This window comes from Streptococcus australis, from assembly GCF_003943615.1.
Classification (GTDB): Bacteria; Bacillota; Bacilli; order Lactobacillales; family Streptococcaceae; genus Streptococcus; species Streptococcus australis_C.
Genome location: NZ_RJPZ01000003.1, coordinates 67,488 through 82,742, shown reverse-complemented (window position 1 = coordinate 82,742; position 15,255 = coordinate 67,488). Strand labels below are relative to the sequence as shown.

Sequence of the window (15,255 nt, the reverse complement as noted above, 5' to 3'; positions counted from 1 at the left end):
GAAGAAGGAGTGGAGAAGAATTTTCAGCAGGGGGTTAGGGATGCCCTCCCGACAGCCTTAGGTTACATCAGTATTGGCTTAGCCTGTGGTGTGGTAGCATCGCCTTATCTCTCTCCTTTAGAAATGGGGCTGATGAGTTTCTTGGTATACGCAGGGGCTTCTCAGTTTGCCATGATTTCTTTGATTGCGGTTCATTCGTCCATTATGAATATTGCCTTAACCGTCTTTTTCATTAATTTGCGCAATATGCTCATGAGTCTGCATACCACCCCTGATTTTAAGGAGGCTAGCCTGGTTCATAATATTGGTATTGGTAGTTTGCTGACAGATGAAAGTTACGGGGTTTATTTGAGCGAAAAATTGAAAAATGACCGGATAACGGTTCCCTGGATGCATGGCAATAACGTGGTTGGTTATCTAGCCTGGGGCTCATCAACTATTTTGGGGACCGCCTTGGGTTCACTCTTGCCCAATCCTAGTGCCTTTGGCCTGGACTTTGCCCTAGTTGCTATGTTTATTGGGATTTTTGCTGGTCAATTTCAGGGGATGCGTTTGACGGAAAAGCTGAAAACGATGCTCCTTGTTTTAGGTGCTGTGGCCCTAAGCTTTTTCCTTTTGACCTTCTTTTTGAGCCAATCGTTGGCGGTCTTAGTAGCTACCTTAATAGGTTGTTTAGTGGGGGTGATTTGCGATGCGCGTGAATAGTTGGGTTTTCTTGGTTATTGTAATTTCTGCAGTTGTCACCTGGATTCCACGTATTTTACCTTTTGTGCTAGTCAAATACAGGGGGCTACCAGATCCAGTCCTACGTTTTCTAAAGTACCTTCCCATTGCCATCATTTTTGCCTTGATCCTTTCAAGTTTAGTGAATGGGAAGGTGGGCCAGCTCCCTCAGGTTCGATGGGTGGATCTGCTAGCAACCATCCCGACCATGCTGGTAGCCTTTCGCTACAAAAACCTAATGGGCACTGTTCTATTTGGAATTGTCTTGGTCGCTCTCTTACGATTGCTTGTTGCTTGAATCTCCTGAATTTTTAGATAGATTTCTTTTTATTACGAATATTACAAAAATATTTCAAAAAACACTTGACATTGTGTCATATTGTAATATAATTATTTTCATCAAATGAAGTGAGGGATCATGATGATGAAAAAATGGACAAGTTTAGCAGTTTTAGGATTAACTTCTGCAAGCCTACTCGTAGCCTGTGGTTCAAAAAAAGAGGAGAGCAACTCTTCTGCCAAAGAAGCACAAACGACGGTGAAATCTAGTCAGAAAAAAGCAAAGGCAGCTTCTGGAAAGAAAGAAACAAAAGCTACTGAAGCTGCTTCACAAGAAGGGGCACAAGCTGCTTCACAAGATGCAGCAAACTCAGGTCAAACTGAAGCAGGATCTGCTTCAGCAAGCGCTAATAAGGCCGCAGATTCGTCTCAAATGGTTCCAGAAGAGCTAGTAGGGACTTGGACAGGAACAACTGAAATTGCAAAAGATGTCCAAATGACAGTGGCTGCGGACGGAACAGTTACTACGACAGCGAACTTTTATCAAGCTGATTTGAATCCTGTTCGTACTGCAACGACGAAAGCAAAGGCAGTCCAAGCTTCTGGTAATATCTACTACTGGGAAACAGACGAACCTGGAGCTTTTGATGCTCTTCTTCCTGGTATTGCTGGACTTGGGGGAGCCAATGCTAAGGTAAAAGCTGGTTTCATTTTGGAAGAGGGCCATTATACACCGATTGTATTTGTAACAGGACTTAATGAAGACTTTGATTATAGCAAATACAATGATTTCCGTGTTTCCCTAACAAAATAAAGAAAAATCCACGAATCCCTATGGACTCGTGGATTTTGTTTTAGATAAATTGTGTAATAAAGACAATGAGGATGACGATTGGAATCACAAAGCGAAGCAAGAAAATCCAGGTCTTGAAGAGGAAGCGTTTGGCTTTCTCTTCTCCAACCTTGAGTTCTTTTTGAGCTAGGACTTGGTCAAAGATATAGCCTGTAAACAGGGAGAGGCAGAGAGCTCCAAAAGGCATAAGGAGATTGGAAACCAAAAAGTCCATGCAATCAAAGAAGGATTTGCCAAAAAGGGTCCATTTAGAGAGGATGCCATAGGATAGGGCTGATGGAATCCCAAAGATAAAGGTCAGAAGGCCAATAATTTGACTCCATTTAGCCCGCTTTTTGTTGTTTTGGTTGGTGACGTTTCCGACATTAATCTCTAACATGACGACGGATGAGGTAATGGTCGCAAAGAGAAAGAGGAGAAGGAAAAGCAGGTAGAAGAGGGTCCCAAAAGGCATCTTGTCAAAGACTTGTGGAAGGACTACAAAGAGGAGTCCCGGTCCACTAGTAGATGGAATTTGAAAGGCTGACATAGCTGGGAAGATCGCCAAGCCCGCCATGATGGAAACGGCGATATTCATGAAGACGACGGAAATCCCGGATTGGACCAGATCAGTATCCTTGTCCAAATAGGAAGCATAGGTCAACATGGCCGTTACCCCTAGAGAGAGGGCGAAGAAAGATTGGCCTAAGGCATAGAGCAGACCTTGGCTAGTCATCTTGGAGAAATCTGGCTTGAGGAAATAGCTGACTCCCTCCCAAGCACCAGCTAAGGTCAAGGAACGACCAATCATGACTAAGAAAATGATGAAGAGAAGAGGCATCATGAATTTTGAGGCCTTTTCAATCCCTTGCTCCACCCCCTTGGAAACAATCAAGACATTGAGGAGGATGAAGATCGCTTGGGCTCCAAGAGCCAACCAGGGATTTGAAATAATTTCACTAAAGAGCTGGGTGTAGTCGTTAACTGAAAGAACTTGGAATAACTCTCCCAAAGCGACTCCTAAATAAATCAGGATCCAGCCACCGATGACACTGTAGAAGGAGAGAAGGATGAAGAGGGCAAAGGCACCAATCCAACCAATTCCATCGTAGAAGCGAAGGCCACCGAGTTTTCCAAAGGTTTTAATGGCGGAGACACCAGCTGCACGGCCTAGCGTAAATTCAGCCAGTAAGAGAGGAAAGCCGATGAGTAGAGTCGCTATCAAAAAAACGAGGAGGAAACTTCCGCCTCCGTTAGCAGCGGTCATATAGGGGAACTTCCAAACAGCCCCAAGCCCAATTGCAGAACCTGCAGAGGCTAGGATGAAGCCAATTTTGGAACCCCATTGCGATTTTTCAGACATTTTTAAGACTCCGATCTATTTTTAAATAAGAAAAGGCTACTTGAATTGTCAAATAGCCTTCATTCAATTGCTCTTTTGAGTTTTTTCTTTGATTGATAGACTTGATTATCCTATCATGATTTTTAAAGACTGTCAAGAAAGCGATTTTCATGTTTTCATAGTTTTCTCAAAAAGTTAAAAAATTTTCTCAAAAATACTTGACTCTGACCTAAGGGGAGGGTTTATACTATCAATGTAATACTCTTCGAAAATCAAATTCAAACCACGTTAGCGTCGCCTTACCGTACTCAAGTACAGCCTGCGGCTAGCTTCCTAGTTTGCTCTTTGATTTTCATTGAGTATAAGGAGGAAATCATGTACCAAATAAAAGAAGCTGCGCAGCTTTCAGGTGTCTCTGTCAAGACCCTGCACCACTATGACAAGATAGGACTCTTGGTCCCCTTAAAGTCGGAAAACGGCTATCGAACATACAGTCAAGAGGATTTGGAACGCCTTCAGGTCATTCTTTACTACAAATATCTAGGCTTTTCTTTAGAAACAATAGCAGAGCTGTTAAAGGAAGAAAGAATAGATTTATTGCCCCATTTGACTAGGCAGTTGGACTATCTAACTCGAGAAAGGCAACATCTGGATACCTTGATTTCCACCTTGCAAAAAACCATTCAAGAACAAAAAGGAGAAAGAAAAATGACCATTGAGGAAAAATTCACTGGATTTAGCTATCAAGATCATCAAAAATATCACCAAGAAGCGGTAGAGAAGTATGGACAAGAAGTCATGGATCAAGCCCTCGAACGCCAAAATGGTCGCGAAGATGAGTCTACGGTCGCCTTTAACCAAGTCTTTCAAACCTTAGCACAAAATCTTCAAGCTGGTTTACCTGCAACAGCAACTGAAAACCAAGAGCAAGCAGGCAAGCTCTTGCAAGCCATCCGTACTTATGGATTTGACTGCTCTATTGAAGTCTTCGGATATATCGGTAAAGGATACGTCTATAACCCTGAGTTCAAGGAGAATATTGATAAATTTGGACCTGGAACAGCCCAGTACACATCAGATGTGATTGCCCACTATGTTGAAAAACAGAGCAAATAAAATAATCGGCGGAGGACTCTCCGCCGATTATTTTCTATTTTAAATCATAAAGCCAGTCGTCACCGTCTTTATAGTAGAAGAATTCACTGAGATCATCTTCCAAAAAAACACGAAGCATATCAGACATATCATTGGTTGCAAGTTTAAGACGAGATAGATTTTCAAACTCTTCCCACCAGACTTTTCCTTCGTCTGAAGATTGGGGCTCACCAGAAAAGTGTTCGGTCTTGTAAAAGAGGACAACATAGCGAAAATCCTCATCATCATACCAATTTTTGATACCACAGAGTTGAGGCTTAGAAATGGTCAGCCCAGTTTCTTCCTTCACTTCACGAATGACGGCATCGACAAAGGATTCCCCACGTTCAACATGCCCACCAGGAAAAGTAATGCCAGGCCAGTCAGGACTAACTCGATCTTGAACTAGGACCTTATCCCCATTTTTAATCATGCACATATTAACAAATTCGACTGATTCTCTTCTGTTCATTTTATTTTTCCTATTTTGTTAGTAATCTTTCTACCACGTTTAACTTTCGCATGGTCAGATCAACACCAAATAGCTTTTCAAGATAGTTGGTATTGAGCTTTTTTCGTTTTGCAGTTCTTGGGAGATAGAGGTAAAGACAATGGTTTCCAATACAAATTTCTTCTTCACCATAGTCAATATCCAATTTTTCTAATGGTAGACTTTGAATAGCATTTTGAAAAAGAATCACATGTATTCGGTCATAAAGATAGTGTTCTCCGAACGGGTTTTCTTGGACAATTTTCGTAAAATCACTTTTGCTCTTGATTACCATTTTTAAGTCAGCACCAATTTTATCCTTTATTAGAGTGTGAACCTGTTCTCGTATTTCTTCCAGGGATAAATCACTTTCAAGAATGATATTCCCACTTTGAATATAAGTTCGAACGTGTTTAAAACCAGCCTCTGTCAAGATATCTACCAGAAATGACATTTTAGGAATAGCATTTTGTCCATTAGGTGTAACACCTCTTAGTAAAATAATATGTTCCAAAATAGCTCCTTTCTTATCTAACATCCTTAGATACTAAATCATTTATAGATTAAGTTTGAGCCTGCCACCCATCCGGTACAGAGGGCAGAAGTGATGTTAAAGCCACCCGTGTGGGCATTGATATCTAGTACCTCGCCAGCAAAGTGAAGGCCAGGAACTAATTTGCTTTCCAGAGTTTTAGGATTAATTTCCTTGAGACTAACACCACCTTTAGTTACAAAAGATTTTGCTAGCGACATCTTTCCAGTCACAGGGATTTTGAGAGATTTGATAGACTGGACAAGTTGCTCACGTTCCTTTTCAGTTAGCTGTTTGACTTTTTCAGGATATCCTTGAACAAAGAATTCTGCCAAGCGTTCAGGGAGCATGATTTTCAAAGCATTTTTCAAGGATTTTTCACGGTTTTCTTCAAGAAATGATAGCAAATCACTTTCAGAAAGTTGTGGCAAGACATCTAGAGAGAGGATTTCACCACCCTTGAAAAAGCTAGACATGCGTAGTGCAGCAGGGCCTGACAAGCCAAAGTGAGTAAAGAGCAGGTCATGGGTGATGACATGCTTGCCATAGCTGAGAGTCACATCGTCCAGTGAAATACCCTGCAAGGCCTTATGCGGAAAATCCGTCAATAAAGGACTCTCGGCAGCTTCAAGCTCGGTAATAGTGTGTTTGAAGTGGCGAGCAATCTCATGGCCGAAACCGGTAGAGCCTGTCGAAGGGTAGGACTTTCCACCAGTTGTCACAATCAAGCGGTCTGCAGTCCAGGTTTCATCTTTGGATTTGATGACGAATTGTCCGTCGATTTTCTTAACAGAGGTTACCTCTACTTGGCAGCGGACTTGACCGCCGAGCTCGGCAATCTTATCTGTCAGAGCTTGAATAATCGTTTGGGAACGGTCTGAAGCTGGAAAGACACGACCATGGTCTTCGACCTTGAGTTTGACCCCGTTTTCTGTGAAAAAGCGGATGATATCATGGTTGTCAAATTGAGAAAAAACACTGTAAAGGAAGCGTCCGTTGCCTGGAATTCCTGCAAGGAGATCGTCCAGGCTTCCATTGTTGGTCACATTGCATCGTCCTCCACCAGTCCCAGCTAGTTTTTTCCCTAGTTTCCGATTTTTTTCAATGAGAAGGGTTTTCTGACCATAAAAGCTACTAGAGATTGTAGCCATCATACCAGCAGGGCCTCCTCCGATGACGATGGTATCGTAGTGGTTCATAAGATCTCCTTTTTCTCGTCTCATTTCATTTCCAGTTCATTGTAACATAAAAAATGGACCCTGTCCCCAGGCTCCACTTTTTATGAGTTAATCGTCTTCGTTTGGATTTTGACGGAGATGGATGGAATAACGCTTAGGTGGGTAAATTCCGATTTCAGGACCCCAGCGTGGGAAGAGCTGATTGGTTTTCTTCCCAGCAGCGTACTTGGCTTCTGCAGCCATTTCCCAGAGCTCTTCGTAGAGATCACCTAGCAAAAAGTCAAGCTCTTGATAATAGAGGTCTGGCTTACCGTAGTCACTAAGGCTTAGTTCCATCAAACCATAGACTTGCAGTTTGTGGTCCATGAGTCTGCGTCCGTCCACCTTGTTAGAGTGAACGATAATGCGTCCGAAAGGATCATTTCTCCGGATGCGTTCGAGCTCTTTGTAGGCGTTGATTCCAGAATTTCCTTGACAGGAGAAGAAGTAGATGTTTTTTAAGTCATAATCAATATAGGAGATATTTCCATTATAGACCAGCTTGACTGGTAGATTACGAACTCGTTTTTTCTCCAGATAGTTGTTAATATGTTCGACCAACATCTTAGAGGGATAATTGTATTCAATGACATAGATCATAGTTTCTTTCCTTTGCTGTTCAATAAATAACTGAGCTATATTTCAGTTACGATTAGTATACAAGCTTTTGAAGCCGGATAGGGGGAAAAATCTATTTGGTTCATTTTTGAAGCTATTCGGTTCAATTTGGAGGAGCAAAGGAGAAAAAATCGCTAAAGGAATACGAAGACAATGGTGAAGTGGGAGTTGGGAAGGGAATCTTTTTTTGAAAATAAAGAGAAAATTTACCGAAATATTTCATTTGTGCTATAATCAAGGGGAAGTAACGTCGTGGAAAGAAGAGTATCATGAGTTTAGAACAGTTAGAGCGGAAATCACTCCAAGAAATCAATCAATCCGTCAGGGTTCCCAAGGGAACTTCTTTTTGGAAGACCTTATTATTGTTTTCAGGTCCGGGGAGTCTAGTAGCAGTGGGTTATATGGATCCTGGGAACTGGATTACCAGCGTTGTTGGAGGGGCTCACTATCGTTACTTGTTATTGTCGGTGGTTCTCTTATCTTCCTTGATTGCCATGCAATTGCAACAGATGGCTGGGAAACTAGGTATTGTCCATCGGAAAGATTTGGCCCAGACAACGGCGACACATTTACCTAAGTGGCTCCGCTATATTCTCTGGATAGTGATTGAATTAGCCTTGATGGCGACAGATTTAGCAGAAGTCATTGGTTCGGGGATTGCGCTCCATTTGCTGTTCGGATGGCCCTTGCTCTTTTCTATTTTGGTTACCATCCTGGATGTCTTCCTCCTCCTTGGACTCATGCACTTGGGTTTTCGTAAGATTGAGGCCATTGTCTCTACCTTGATTTTGACCATTCTGGGGATTTTTATCTATCTTGTGGTCTTATCAAAACCAGATATAGGTGGAATTTTTGCTGGGTTTATTCCCCAAAAGGAAATCGTAGGCATAGGTCTTCCTAAGGGATCGCAAGCCTTGACGCTAGCCTTGGGGATTATTGGTGCAACTGTCATGCCTCATAACCTCTATTTACATTCTTCCATTTCACAAACACGAAAGGTCGATTATGAGGATCCTGCAGATATTCGTCGGGCTGTGCGGTTCATGACCTGGGACTCCAATATTGAATTAACCCTGGCTTTTGTTGTCAACTCTCTCTTGTTGATTCTCGGAGCAGCCCTCTTTTTTGGACACGCAGAAGAAATTGGAGCCTTCTCTAGTATGTATGATGCCTTGCAAAACAATGCCATTGCAGGAGCTATTGCGAGTCCTTTTCTGTCCACTCTGTTTGCCGTTGCCTTGTTAGCAAGTGGTCAGAATTCAACCATTACAGGCACTCTGACGGGACAAATTGTCATGGAAGGTTTTCTTAAATTCCGGCTTCCTCAATGGCTTGTCCGCCTCTTTACTAGGATGTTGGCCCTCACTCCGGTCCTGATTGTCGCCTTTCTATTTAGGGATCAGGAAAGTGTTCTAGATGATTTGTTGGTCTATTCTCAAGTCTTCTTGTCTCTGGCTTTACCATTTTCAATTTTCCCCTTGGTTTACTTTACCTCCAATAAAAAAATCATGGGAGAATTTGTCAATGCAAAATGGAATACCTACCTAGCTTATGGAGTAGCTACTCTTCTGACTCTTTTAAATGTCCAACTCATTGTCACAACGCTGTTTAAATAAAAAATCAGCTTTGTCGGACGGAGAAAACATGCTATAATAGAAGAAAACTGCTCATCTTACTAGAAATTGGGCAGAAATGGGCAATAAGCATTAAACAAAAGGGTCTAAACCCTTGCTAGGAAAGGAATCTAGAAAATCTTATGATGAATATGCAAAATATGATGAAGCAAGCACAAAAGCTTCAGAAACAAATGGAACAAAGTCAGGCAGAATTGGCTGCTTCTCAATTTGTTGGTAAATCCGCTCAGGATTTGGTGGTTGCAACTCTGACAGGTGATAAGAAGGTGGTATCCATCGAATTTAACCCAGCAGTTGTGGACCCCGAAGATACAGAAACTCTTGCTGATATGACCGTTCAAGCTATCAATGCAGCCATCGAAGAAATTGATGCAGCAACCAAGAAAAAATTGGGAGCTTTTGCTGGTAAATTACCATTCTAAGCATACAGAGAAAGAGGCTGGGACAAAAGTCCTAGCCTCTCAATTGTCTTAGGATTGTCGAGCAAGACGCAGTGGTTGAGTGGGCTCTACTACGCTGATTTCATCAGCTTTTACAGCCCTACTCAACTGTGCGGAGGTGGGACGACGAAATCGAATTCTAACGAATGACCGATTTCTGTCCCACTCTCTTTTTAGTCGTTAAAAAAATTGGAGAGGTCTAATCCACCAAAAGGAGAGGTAGAAAAGGATTCTTGCTCGGTTAGGAGTTGCCGTGCCCGATCTGATTCGAGAAAGGCTTCATAAACAAGGGCGGTCATTCGTGCATCTTCTAGACTATCATGCGATTTTCCAGCCACTCCTAAAAACTGAGCAACTGTATGAAGCTGCAAGTTCTTAATCCCATGGAGGTCAGAAGGTCGGCGTTTAGAAGCTTCTTCAAAGACATCGACAGCATATTGGTCCGTGAACTCTAGCCCATTTTCCGCTAGGATAGGGAGGTCACTCTTGATGGCATTGTATCCAATGAGGGGACTATCTGCAACAAAATCTCGGAACTCCGCTAGGACTTGCTCGAGTGGGGGAGCTTGGAGGATTTTATCAGATGTGATCCCGGTGAGGCCATTGATAAAGCTCTTTAGTGGTTTATCCGTATAGGCATAGGAATCATAGTGGGCAACTTCTTGGCCATCTGCAAAGCGGACAGCAGAAACTTGGATAATGTGGTACTTTCCTTCAAATTGATTAAATTCTAAATCAAAGGAGACATAGTGGCTTAATTCTTTCAAGGGAACTCCTTCATCTATTGGGTGTTTTTGGATTTTCTAATTATTGAGGGGAGGCAAAGGCATAGAAAAAACTGACCGAAGTCAGTTTTTAGCGACCAAAGACGCGTCTCCAGAAGCCTTTACTCTCTTGTTCTTGAACCTTTTCATTGGCTTGATCTAATTCTAATTTCAATGTTTCACGGTCATTCATAGCCTGAAGGGTTAGCTGTTGTTGTTGGTCGAGCTGTTTGTCTTTTTCAGCAATCTGAACATCTTTGACACGCAACTGCTCATCCTTTTTAGCTAATTGCTCATCTTTGGATTTTAGCTGGTCGTCTTTTGCTTTTAGTTGTTCGTAGAGACGGACGATTTCGGCATTTTTTTCATCTACCAAAATTTCCATCAATTCACGCTGTTTCACATCATCACTGACAGGCTCGTCTTCAAAGATGGTCTTTTTGTAGATTTCTTCTAGCTTGATCAAGCCACTACGGGTTACGACGGTAACTCCCTTATCATTTTTTTCTGTATCTTCAGGATCTAGGGCCTTAACACGGTTGTTGACCGCTTGGCGACTAACTCCTAGAATTTCAGCAATTTCGCTGACTGTTTTTTCGATAGCCATAATATCCTCTAAACTCTTTTTCTATGAAATACTCTCTTAGATATTATCATAAGTAGGCAAGGCTGTCAAATCAAGCAAGGGAAGGGACGACAAGGAAAAAGCATGAAATTCCTTAATCCATCTTAGGAAGGGTTAATCTGGAGTTAGCCAGATCAATGGTGAGTTGGTAGTCCGTTTGGTCGCGGACAGTGATCTCGAAGTCGGTTGTATAAAGGACAAGACGAAGAGTAGTCCCTTTTTCCAGCTTGTAGATGGTTGGTTGGAGTTCAAAGTCGAATTCCATCCATTCCCCTGGGGTTACAGGTTCGACTTGTAAGAGATCATGACGGTTTTGAAGGTTGAGATAGCCCTTTGTAATCACCCGTTGACCGGCTTCCTTAAATGGCAACTCGGTCAAATTGTCTAGCATATGGTAGCGACCGTTATCAAGGGTGCGGACGGATAGGACAGCTGGATAGGGTTGGAGATATTTCTTGCTTCCTAGCTCCATGAGTTGGGCTGAGAGCAAGCCTTTGTTTGTGCTAGATTGGAGCCGCAGGTGAAGGCGAGCTTTTCCGTTGAGGTGTAAGTCTTCTGCGATCGGAAGATCGATGGTCACCTGTTGGGCCTTATCTTGGTAAAGATCAGTTAGGAAGGTTGGATAGGCTTTGCCATAGCGCTCATAATCTTCTGTCGCATAGCGGTTTTGGATGACTCTCTCACCATCTCCCAGTGGGAAGGTCCGCTGGGCTGTTTGATTGCCAAAGTCTTCCAAGGAAGTCCAACTTTGTTCCCCTGTATTGTCCTGCCAGATGACGGTTGGCAATTCATAGCTTGAATCATAGCCCAGTAATTTTTTAGAGAGGAGGGCATTCATACTCTCACGGAAGTCAATGGACTGCCAGTTGTTGAGATAGACATGGGCTCCATTGTGATAGAAGAGGTGTTTCTTGATGTTGGCTGGAAGGGCTTGGAACATTTGGTATACATGGAGGGGCTTGACATTCCAGTCTTGGGAACCATGGGTGAAGACGACCTCTGCCTTGACTTTGTCTGCCTGAAGGAGATAGTTGCGGTCATGCCAGAATTGGTTGTAGTCCCCTGTTTTGCGATCCAATTGCTTCTTAACCTCTTCCAAATCAGCGACATGGGCTGCATGGTGGCGGAGATAGTCTCCAGCCCGAAGGGCACGTGAATAAGTCAACTCAGCAAGCGAATCAAAATCCTCTCCAGGATAGCCGCCAGGACTCGTCACGAGTCCGTTTTCCCGATAGTAGTTGTACCAAGAAGAGATACCGGCTTCTGCGATGATAACTTCTAGGCCATCGACACCGGTGGTAGCCAGTCCATTGGACATGGTCCCTAGGTAGGACAAGCCCGTCGTAGCAACTTTGCCGTTAGACCAATCGGCCTTGACTTGGCGTTGGCGACTGTGGTCTGTAAAGGCCCGGCAACGGCCGTTGAGCCAGTCGATAACATTTTTATAGGCCTCGATTTGACGGTAATCTCCATTGGTCATCAAGCCTTGAGAGTCCTTGGTCCCTAAACCGGAGACGTAGAGATTGGCAAAACCACGAGCGAGAAGGTAGTCATTGAGGGTATAACTGGAGTTGATATGAGTGAGGGTTTCTTCAGCCTCAGAGACTAGTTGAGCTGAACCGACAGGATCCACCAATTCTAATTGAGGTTCTTCTACTTGGATGGTATGAGGTTCTTTGACCTCGAGGTCCACATTCATATTATAGAGAGCCTTGTCGCTAGCCTTGTCATTGGTTCCTTGGTGATAAGGGCTGGCAGTCATGACGGCTGGGATTTTTCCTTCATAGCGTGGGCGAATAATATTGACCTTGACCAAATCTGGAAGACTATCCTGGTCGCTATCAACTCGACTCTCCACATAGACCACTTCACGGATTACATCATGGCAGTTAAAGGTAGCTAGACTTTTTCCGTTGAAAAAGTGGTAGCGATTGTCCTCGGGGATCAAGCCATCGCTGACCAACTGCTCAATTAGTAAATTCCCTTTGACCGTACGAGTGTTAAGGAGGTGATAGAGGTTCTCTACCAAGTTTCCATACTCAATCGGAATTTGGACTTCTTTTAAGAAGCTGTCCGTATTTTCAAAGTCAATAAAATAGCGGAAACCGAGCAATTGGAGGGCCACTGTGTAGAAAATATTTGGAGACCATTCGCGGTCAGATTGGAAATAGCTCAGGAGATCTGTTTCAGCATCCGCCACTAGGTTAGAGAGAGGATAATCTGTATTTTTGTAGGTGAAATAAACCTTGCGAACAAACCATTCAAACAGTTCTTTCTCTGTAAGATGAAGGGGAAGGTCAAACCCGATTTCTTTCAGTTCCTTTAGAATGTCTGCTTGGTCGACTGGTAGATAGCTATATTGATTGAATTTCATAGGATGCTCCTTTTATCAGCTTCACTGTTTCTTTACTTCTTATATTATACGTGATAAAATAGTATTTGTCTAAAGACCTTTGATCTCTGAAGGAGGGTGTCATGGTGAGAAAATTATCTGTTGAAGAAGTTGCAAGAAGACGGACTTTATTGTTTGGGGTTCTTGCCGTCATTTTTGGGATCCTCATTTTTCGAAACGGTGTTGGTTTCACAAAATTTTCCTTGGATCTATTAGCCATTTACTTTTTAGTTGATGGACTAGGAAGCTTTCTTCTTCGCTTTTTGTTACGTAGCAAGTCTATTTCCTATAGCCACTCTATTTGGTTTATTTTTCTTTCACTTGCGTTGATCTGGTTGAATCGACTGAGTAGTCTGCCCGTAAACTTAGTTGTGATTTGTTTAGGGGCATATCAGTTGGGGAGTGCCATTGTCTATGGGATCACATTTTGGCTTTATAAGGCCAATCGGGTAAAAGGAGGCTGGCTCTATTTATGGGATGCGCTTTTAAACGGTGGGATTGGTCTAGCAACTGTCTTGGAACCTGGTTCAGATGGGCACTTCCAATTTATCCTCTTGGGGGCTTATCTGGTCTTGTTGGGGATTTCTAATATTCGAGATGGTATTTTATTTGACAAAGACCAACAAGGCCAAGAGTTAAAACGTCGCTTTCGTATTAGCCTACCGGTTATCTTTGCAGCCTTTATCCCTGCTAAGGAGTTAAAACGGTTTAACCAGTTTCTTCAAAAAGGGAGCTCGGCGGGACACACAGGCCCTTATCGATTGGTGAAAAAAGAAGAAGAGGCAAGGGAATTAGAAATTTTGGTTCATACTTCTGACAGCAACTTATTTGGAGCGATTGGGCATGTAGATATTTGTTATCAGGGGAAGGTCATTTCTTACGGAAGTTACGATCCCTTTTCAGAGCGTCTATTTGGGACGATTGGGGATGGCGTACTGTTTAAAGTGGATAAGGAACCATACATCGAACTATGTAAAAAAGAGAGTCAAAAGACGCTGTTTGGCTACAGCCTATCCCTTACCGAAGAAGAGAATCAGGCAGTAGAGAAGCGTCTAGCTGAAATTGATCAGTTGTTAGAACCTTGGTATCCACCTAGTAGGTTACTGGAAGACGGTCAGCCGACCTACGCTTACAAATTGAAATATGATTTAGGGGCTGAGCTATATAAATTTACTTCTTCGCGTTTTAAATCTTACTTTGTTCTGTCTACGAATTGCTGCCTGTTAGCAGATTCCATTGTGGGACAGGCGGGAACGGCTGTATTAGATGTGCGTGGAGTGATTGCACCAGGGACCTATCAGGATTACTTAGAATACGAATTTGAAGCTCCAAACGGGCGGGTCCATACACGAACAGTATATTAAGTAAAGAAAGACAGATTCAAAATTTTGAGAAATCTGTCTTTTTTGCACAAGATTTCTTGTAAAAAAAAAGAAAATCTTTTAAAATATAAAAGACTTGGAGGAATTATGTGCATAAATAAGATTAGTAGTATTTCACCCGTATTAAAAACAAACAATCGAAATGTCAATCAAGAATTTTTTGAAAAGGTCTTAGGAATGAAAACCCTGTTGGAAGATGGGGCTTTATTATCCCTTGGAGATCAATCGAAGACAGACCGCCTCTATTTAGAGGAATCCCCTAGTATGAGAACCCGTAAGGTTGAGGGACCAAAACGCTTGGCTTGCTTAAAGATTCGCGTGACCAACCCGCAAGAAATTGAGTGGCTTCTGGCTCGTGGTCATCAAGTTGATCGCCTCTTCAGAGGGGAAAATGGCTATGCCTTTGAAGCTCTTTCGCCAGAAGGAGATCGTATCTTGCTCCATGCGGAAGAGCAAGTGGACAGTTTAACTGAAATTGAGGAAGTTCCAGATTTTCAAGCGAATGAAGAGTTTACAACCTTGACGGAGTTTTTCGTAGAAAAGATAGTTCTTCGTGTACCTAATGTAGAGACTTCTACAGCTTTCTATCAACAACTACCTGGCTTAGAAGAGTATTTAGACTTAGAAGCATCAGATGGTCCGGACCTCACACTAGCTAATGGACAGACTTGGGACCTTTGTCAGGTCAAGGTCATTCTAGAGCCATTTGTAGCAAGTGAAGTGGCCTCTTGCTTTGGAGATCAGGTGACTTTTGTACCGAGAAAAGAGCAATTTGTCTTGGTTGAGGATCCAAGCAAGATTGAATGGTGGTTCGAAGCCTAAGCAAGTCTTTGGCTGATTGAAATGAGTGA

The 15,255-nt window shown here is 42.7% G+C and carries 16 protein-coding genes; 8 read left to right on the top strand and 8 right to left on the bottom strand.

Annotated features, from left to right (window positions below; genetic code table 11):
- Window positions 1-9 precede the first annotated feature (9 nt).
- The 3 genes from D8785_RS04095 (at window position 10) to D8785_RS04085 (ending at window position 1,816) form a co-directional block, all read left to right on the top strand.
- Window positions 10-705 (top strand): AzlC family ABC transporter permease, encoded by a 696-nt coding sequence (locus tag D8785_RS04095; protein WP_125374571.1) that lies wholly within the window; start codon window positions 10-12, stop codon window positions 703-705.
- The gene (locus tag D8785_RS04090; RefSeq protein WP_125374570.1) at window positions 692-1,021 is read left to right on the top strand and encodes an AzlD domain-containing protein; all 330 of its coding nucleotides are present in this window, start codon (window positions 692-694) and stop codon (window positions 1,019-1,021) included. Before D8785_RS04095 ends, D8785_RS04090 begins: the two co-directional genes overlap by 14 nt.
- Window positions 1,022-1,141: 120 nt before the next feature.
- Window positions 1,142-1,816, top strand: coding sequence for a hypothetical protein (locus tag D8785_RS04085; protein ID WP_125374569.1), 675 nt, complete (start codon window positions 1,142-1,144; stop codon window positions 1,814-1,816).
- A 40-nt stretch (window positions 1,817-1,856) separates the two neighbouring features.
- Here the strand turns inward: D8785_RS04085 and D8785_RS04080 are convergent, their stop codons facing one another.
- A complete protein-coding gene (locus tag D8785_RS04080; protein ID WP_125374568.1) occupies window positions 1,857-3,197 on the bottom strand; it encodes a sodium-dependent transporter in 1,341 nt (446 codons plus the stop codon).
- Between the two features lie 354 nt (window positions 3,198-3,551).
- Here D8785_RS04080 and D8785_RS04065 point away from each other — a divergent pair, with 354 nt between their 5' ends.
- The gene (locus D8785_RS04065) at window positions 3,552-4,292 is read left to right on the top strand and encodes a MerR family transcriptional regulator (RefSeq protein ID WP_125374566.1); all 741 of its coding nucleotides are present in this window, start codon (window positions 3,552-3,554) and stop codon (window positions 4,290-4,292) included.
- 34 nt (window positions 4,293-4,326) lie between these two features.
- Here the strand turns inward: D8785_RS04065 and D8785_RS04060 are convergent, their stop codons facing one another.
- The 4 genes from D8785_RS04060 to D8785_RS04045 form a co-directional block, all read right to left on the bottom strand.
- Window positions 4,327-4,782 carry an 8-oxo-dGTP diphosphatase gene (locus D8785_RS04060; protein ID WP_125374565.1) on the bottom strand — a complete coding sequence of 152 codons (456 nt, stop codon included), beginning with the start codon at window positions 4,780-4,782 and terminating at the stop codon, window positions 4,327-4,329.
- A 10-nt stretch (window positions 4,783-4,792) separates the two neighbouring features.
- The gene (locus tag D8785_RS04055; RefSeq protein WP_125374564.1) at window positions 4,793-5,314 is read right to left on the bottom strand and encodes a DUF1697 domain-containing protein; all 522 of its coding nucleotides are present in this window, start codon (window positions 5,312-5,314) and stop codon (window positions 4,793-4,795) included.
- A 38-nt stretch (window positions 5,315-5,352) separates the two neighbouring features.
- Window positions 5,353-6,531, bottom strand: a complete 1,179-nt coding sequence (gene aao, locus D8785_RS04050) for an aminoacetone oxidase (protein WP_125374563.1) — start codon at window positions 6,529-6,531, stop codon at window positions 5,353-5,355.
- Window positions 6,532-6,618: 87 nt separating this feature from the next.
- Entirely contained in the window at window positions 6,619-7,149 is a 531-nt protein-coding gene (locus tag D8785_RS04045; RefSeq protein ID WP_023024466.1) for a hypothetical protein, read from the bottom strand.
- A gap of 287 nt (window positions 7,150-7,436) precedes the next feature.
- On the opposite strand from D8785_RS04045, the gene D8785_RS04040 reads away from it, so the two are divergent.
- Together D8785_RS04040 and D8785_RS04035 are read left to right on the top strand one after the other, a co-directional pair.
- Window positions 7,437-8,783 carry an Nramp family divalent metal transporter gene (locus D8785_RS04040; protein WP_125374562.1) on the top strand — a complete coding sequence of 449 codons (1,347 nt, stop codon included), beginning with the start codon at window positions 7,437-7,439 and terminating at the stop codon, window positions 8,781-8,783.
- Between the two features lie 140 nt (window positions 8,784-8,923).
- Window positions 8,924-9,223 (top strand): YbaB/EbfC family nucleoid-associated protein, encoded by a 300-nt coding sequence (locus D8785_RS04035; protein WP_023024462.1) that lies wholly within the window; start codon window positions 8,924-8,926, stop codon window positions 9,221-9,223.
- A gap of 191 nt (window positions 9,224-9,414) precedes the next feature.
- On the opposite strand, the gene D8785_RS04025 is transcribed toward D8785_RS04035, so the two are convergent.
- The 3 genes from D8785_RS04025 to D8785_RS04015 form a co-directional block, all read right to left on the bottom strand.
- Window positions 9,415-10,008, bottom strand: a complete 594-nt coding sequence (locus D8785_RS04025; protein WP_061564416.1) for a 3'-5' exonuclease — start codon at window positions 10,006-10,008, stop codon at window positions 9,415-9,417.
- An 88-nt stretch (window positions 10,009-10,096) separates the two neighbouring features.
- On the bottom strand, window positions 10,097-10,612 hold the full coding sequence (locus D8785_RS04020; protein WP_048690819.1) for a DUF536 domain-containing protein: 516 nt from the start codon (window positions 10,610-10,612) through the stop codon (window positions 10,097-10,099).
- 112 nt (window positions 10,613-10,724) lie between these two features.
- Window positions 10,725-13,004, bottom strand: a complete 2,280-nt coding sequence (locus D8785_RS04015) for a Xaa-Pro dipeptidyl-peptidase (protein ID WP_125374561.1) — start codon at window positions 13,002-13,004, stop codon at window positions 10,725-10,727.
- Window positions 13,005-13,105: 101 nt separating this feature from the next.
- Between D8785_RS04015 and D8785_RS04010 the strand changes: the two genes are divergently transcribed.
- Both D8785_RS04010 and D8785_RS04005 read left to right on the top strand, forming a co-directional pair.
- Window positions 13,106-14,386: a DUF308 domain-containing protein gene (locus D8785_RS04010; protein WP_125374560.1), complete on the top strand. Its 1,281-nt coding sequence runs from the start codon at window positions 13,106-13,108 to the stop codon at window positions 14,384-14,386.
- Between the two features lie 105 nt (window positions 14,387-14,491).
- A complete protein-coding gene (locus tag D8785_RS04005; protein WP_125374559.1) occupies window positions 14,492-15,226 on the top strand; it encodes a CppA N-terminal domain-containing protein in 735 nt (244 codons plus the stop codon).
- Window positions 15,227-15,255 lie beyond the last annotated feature (29 nt).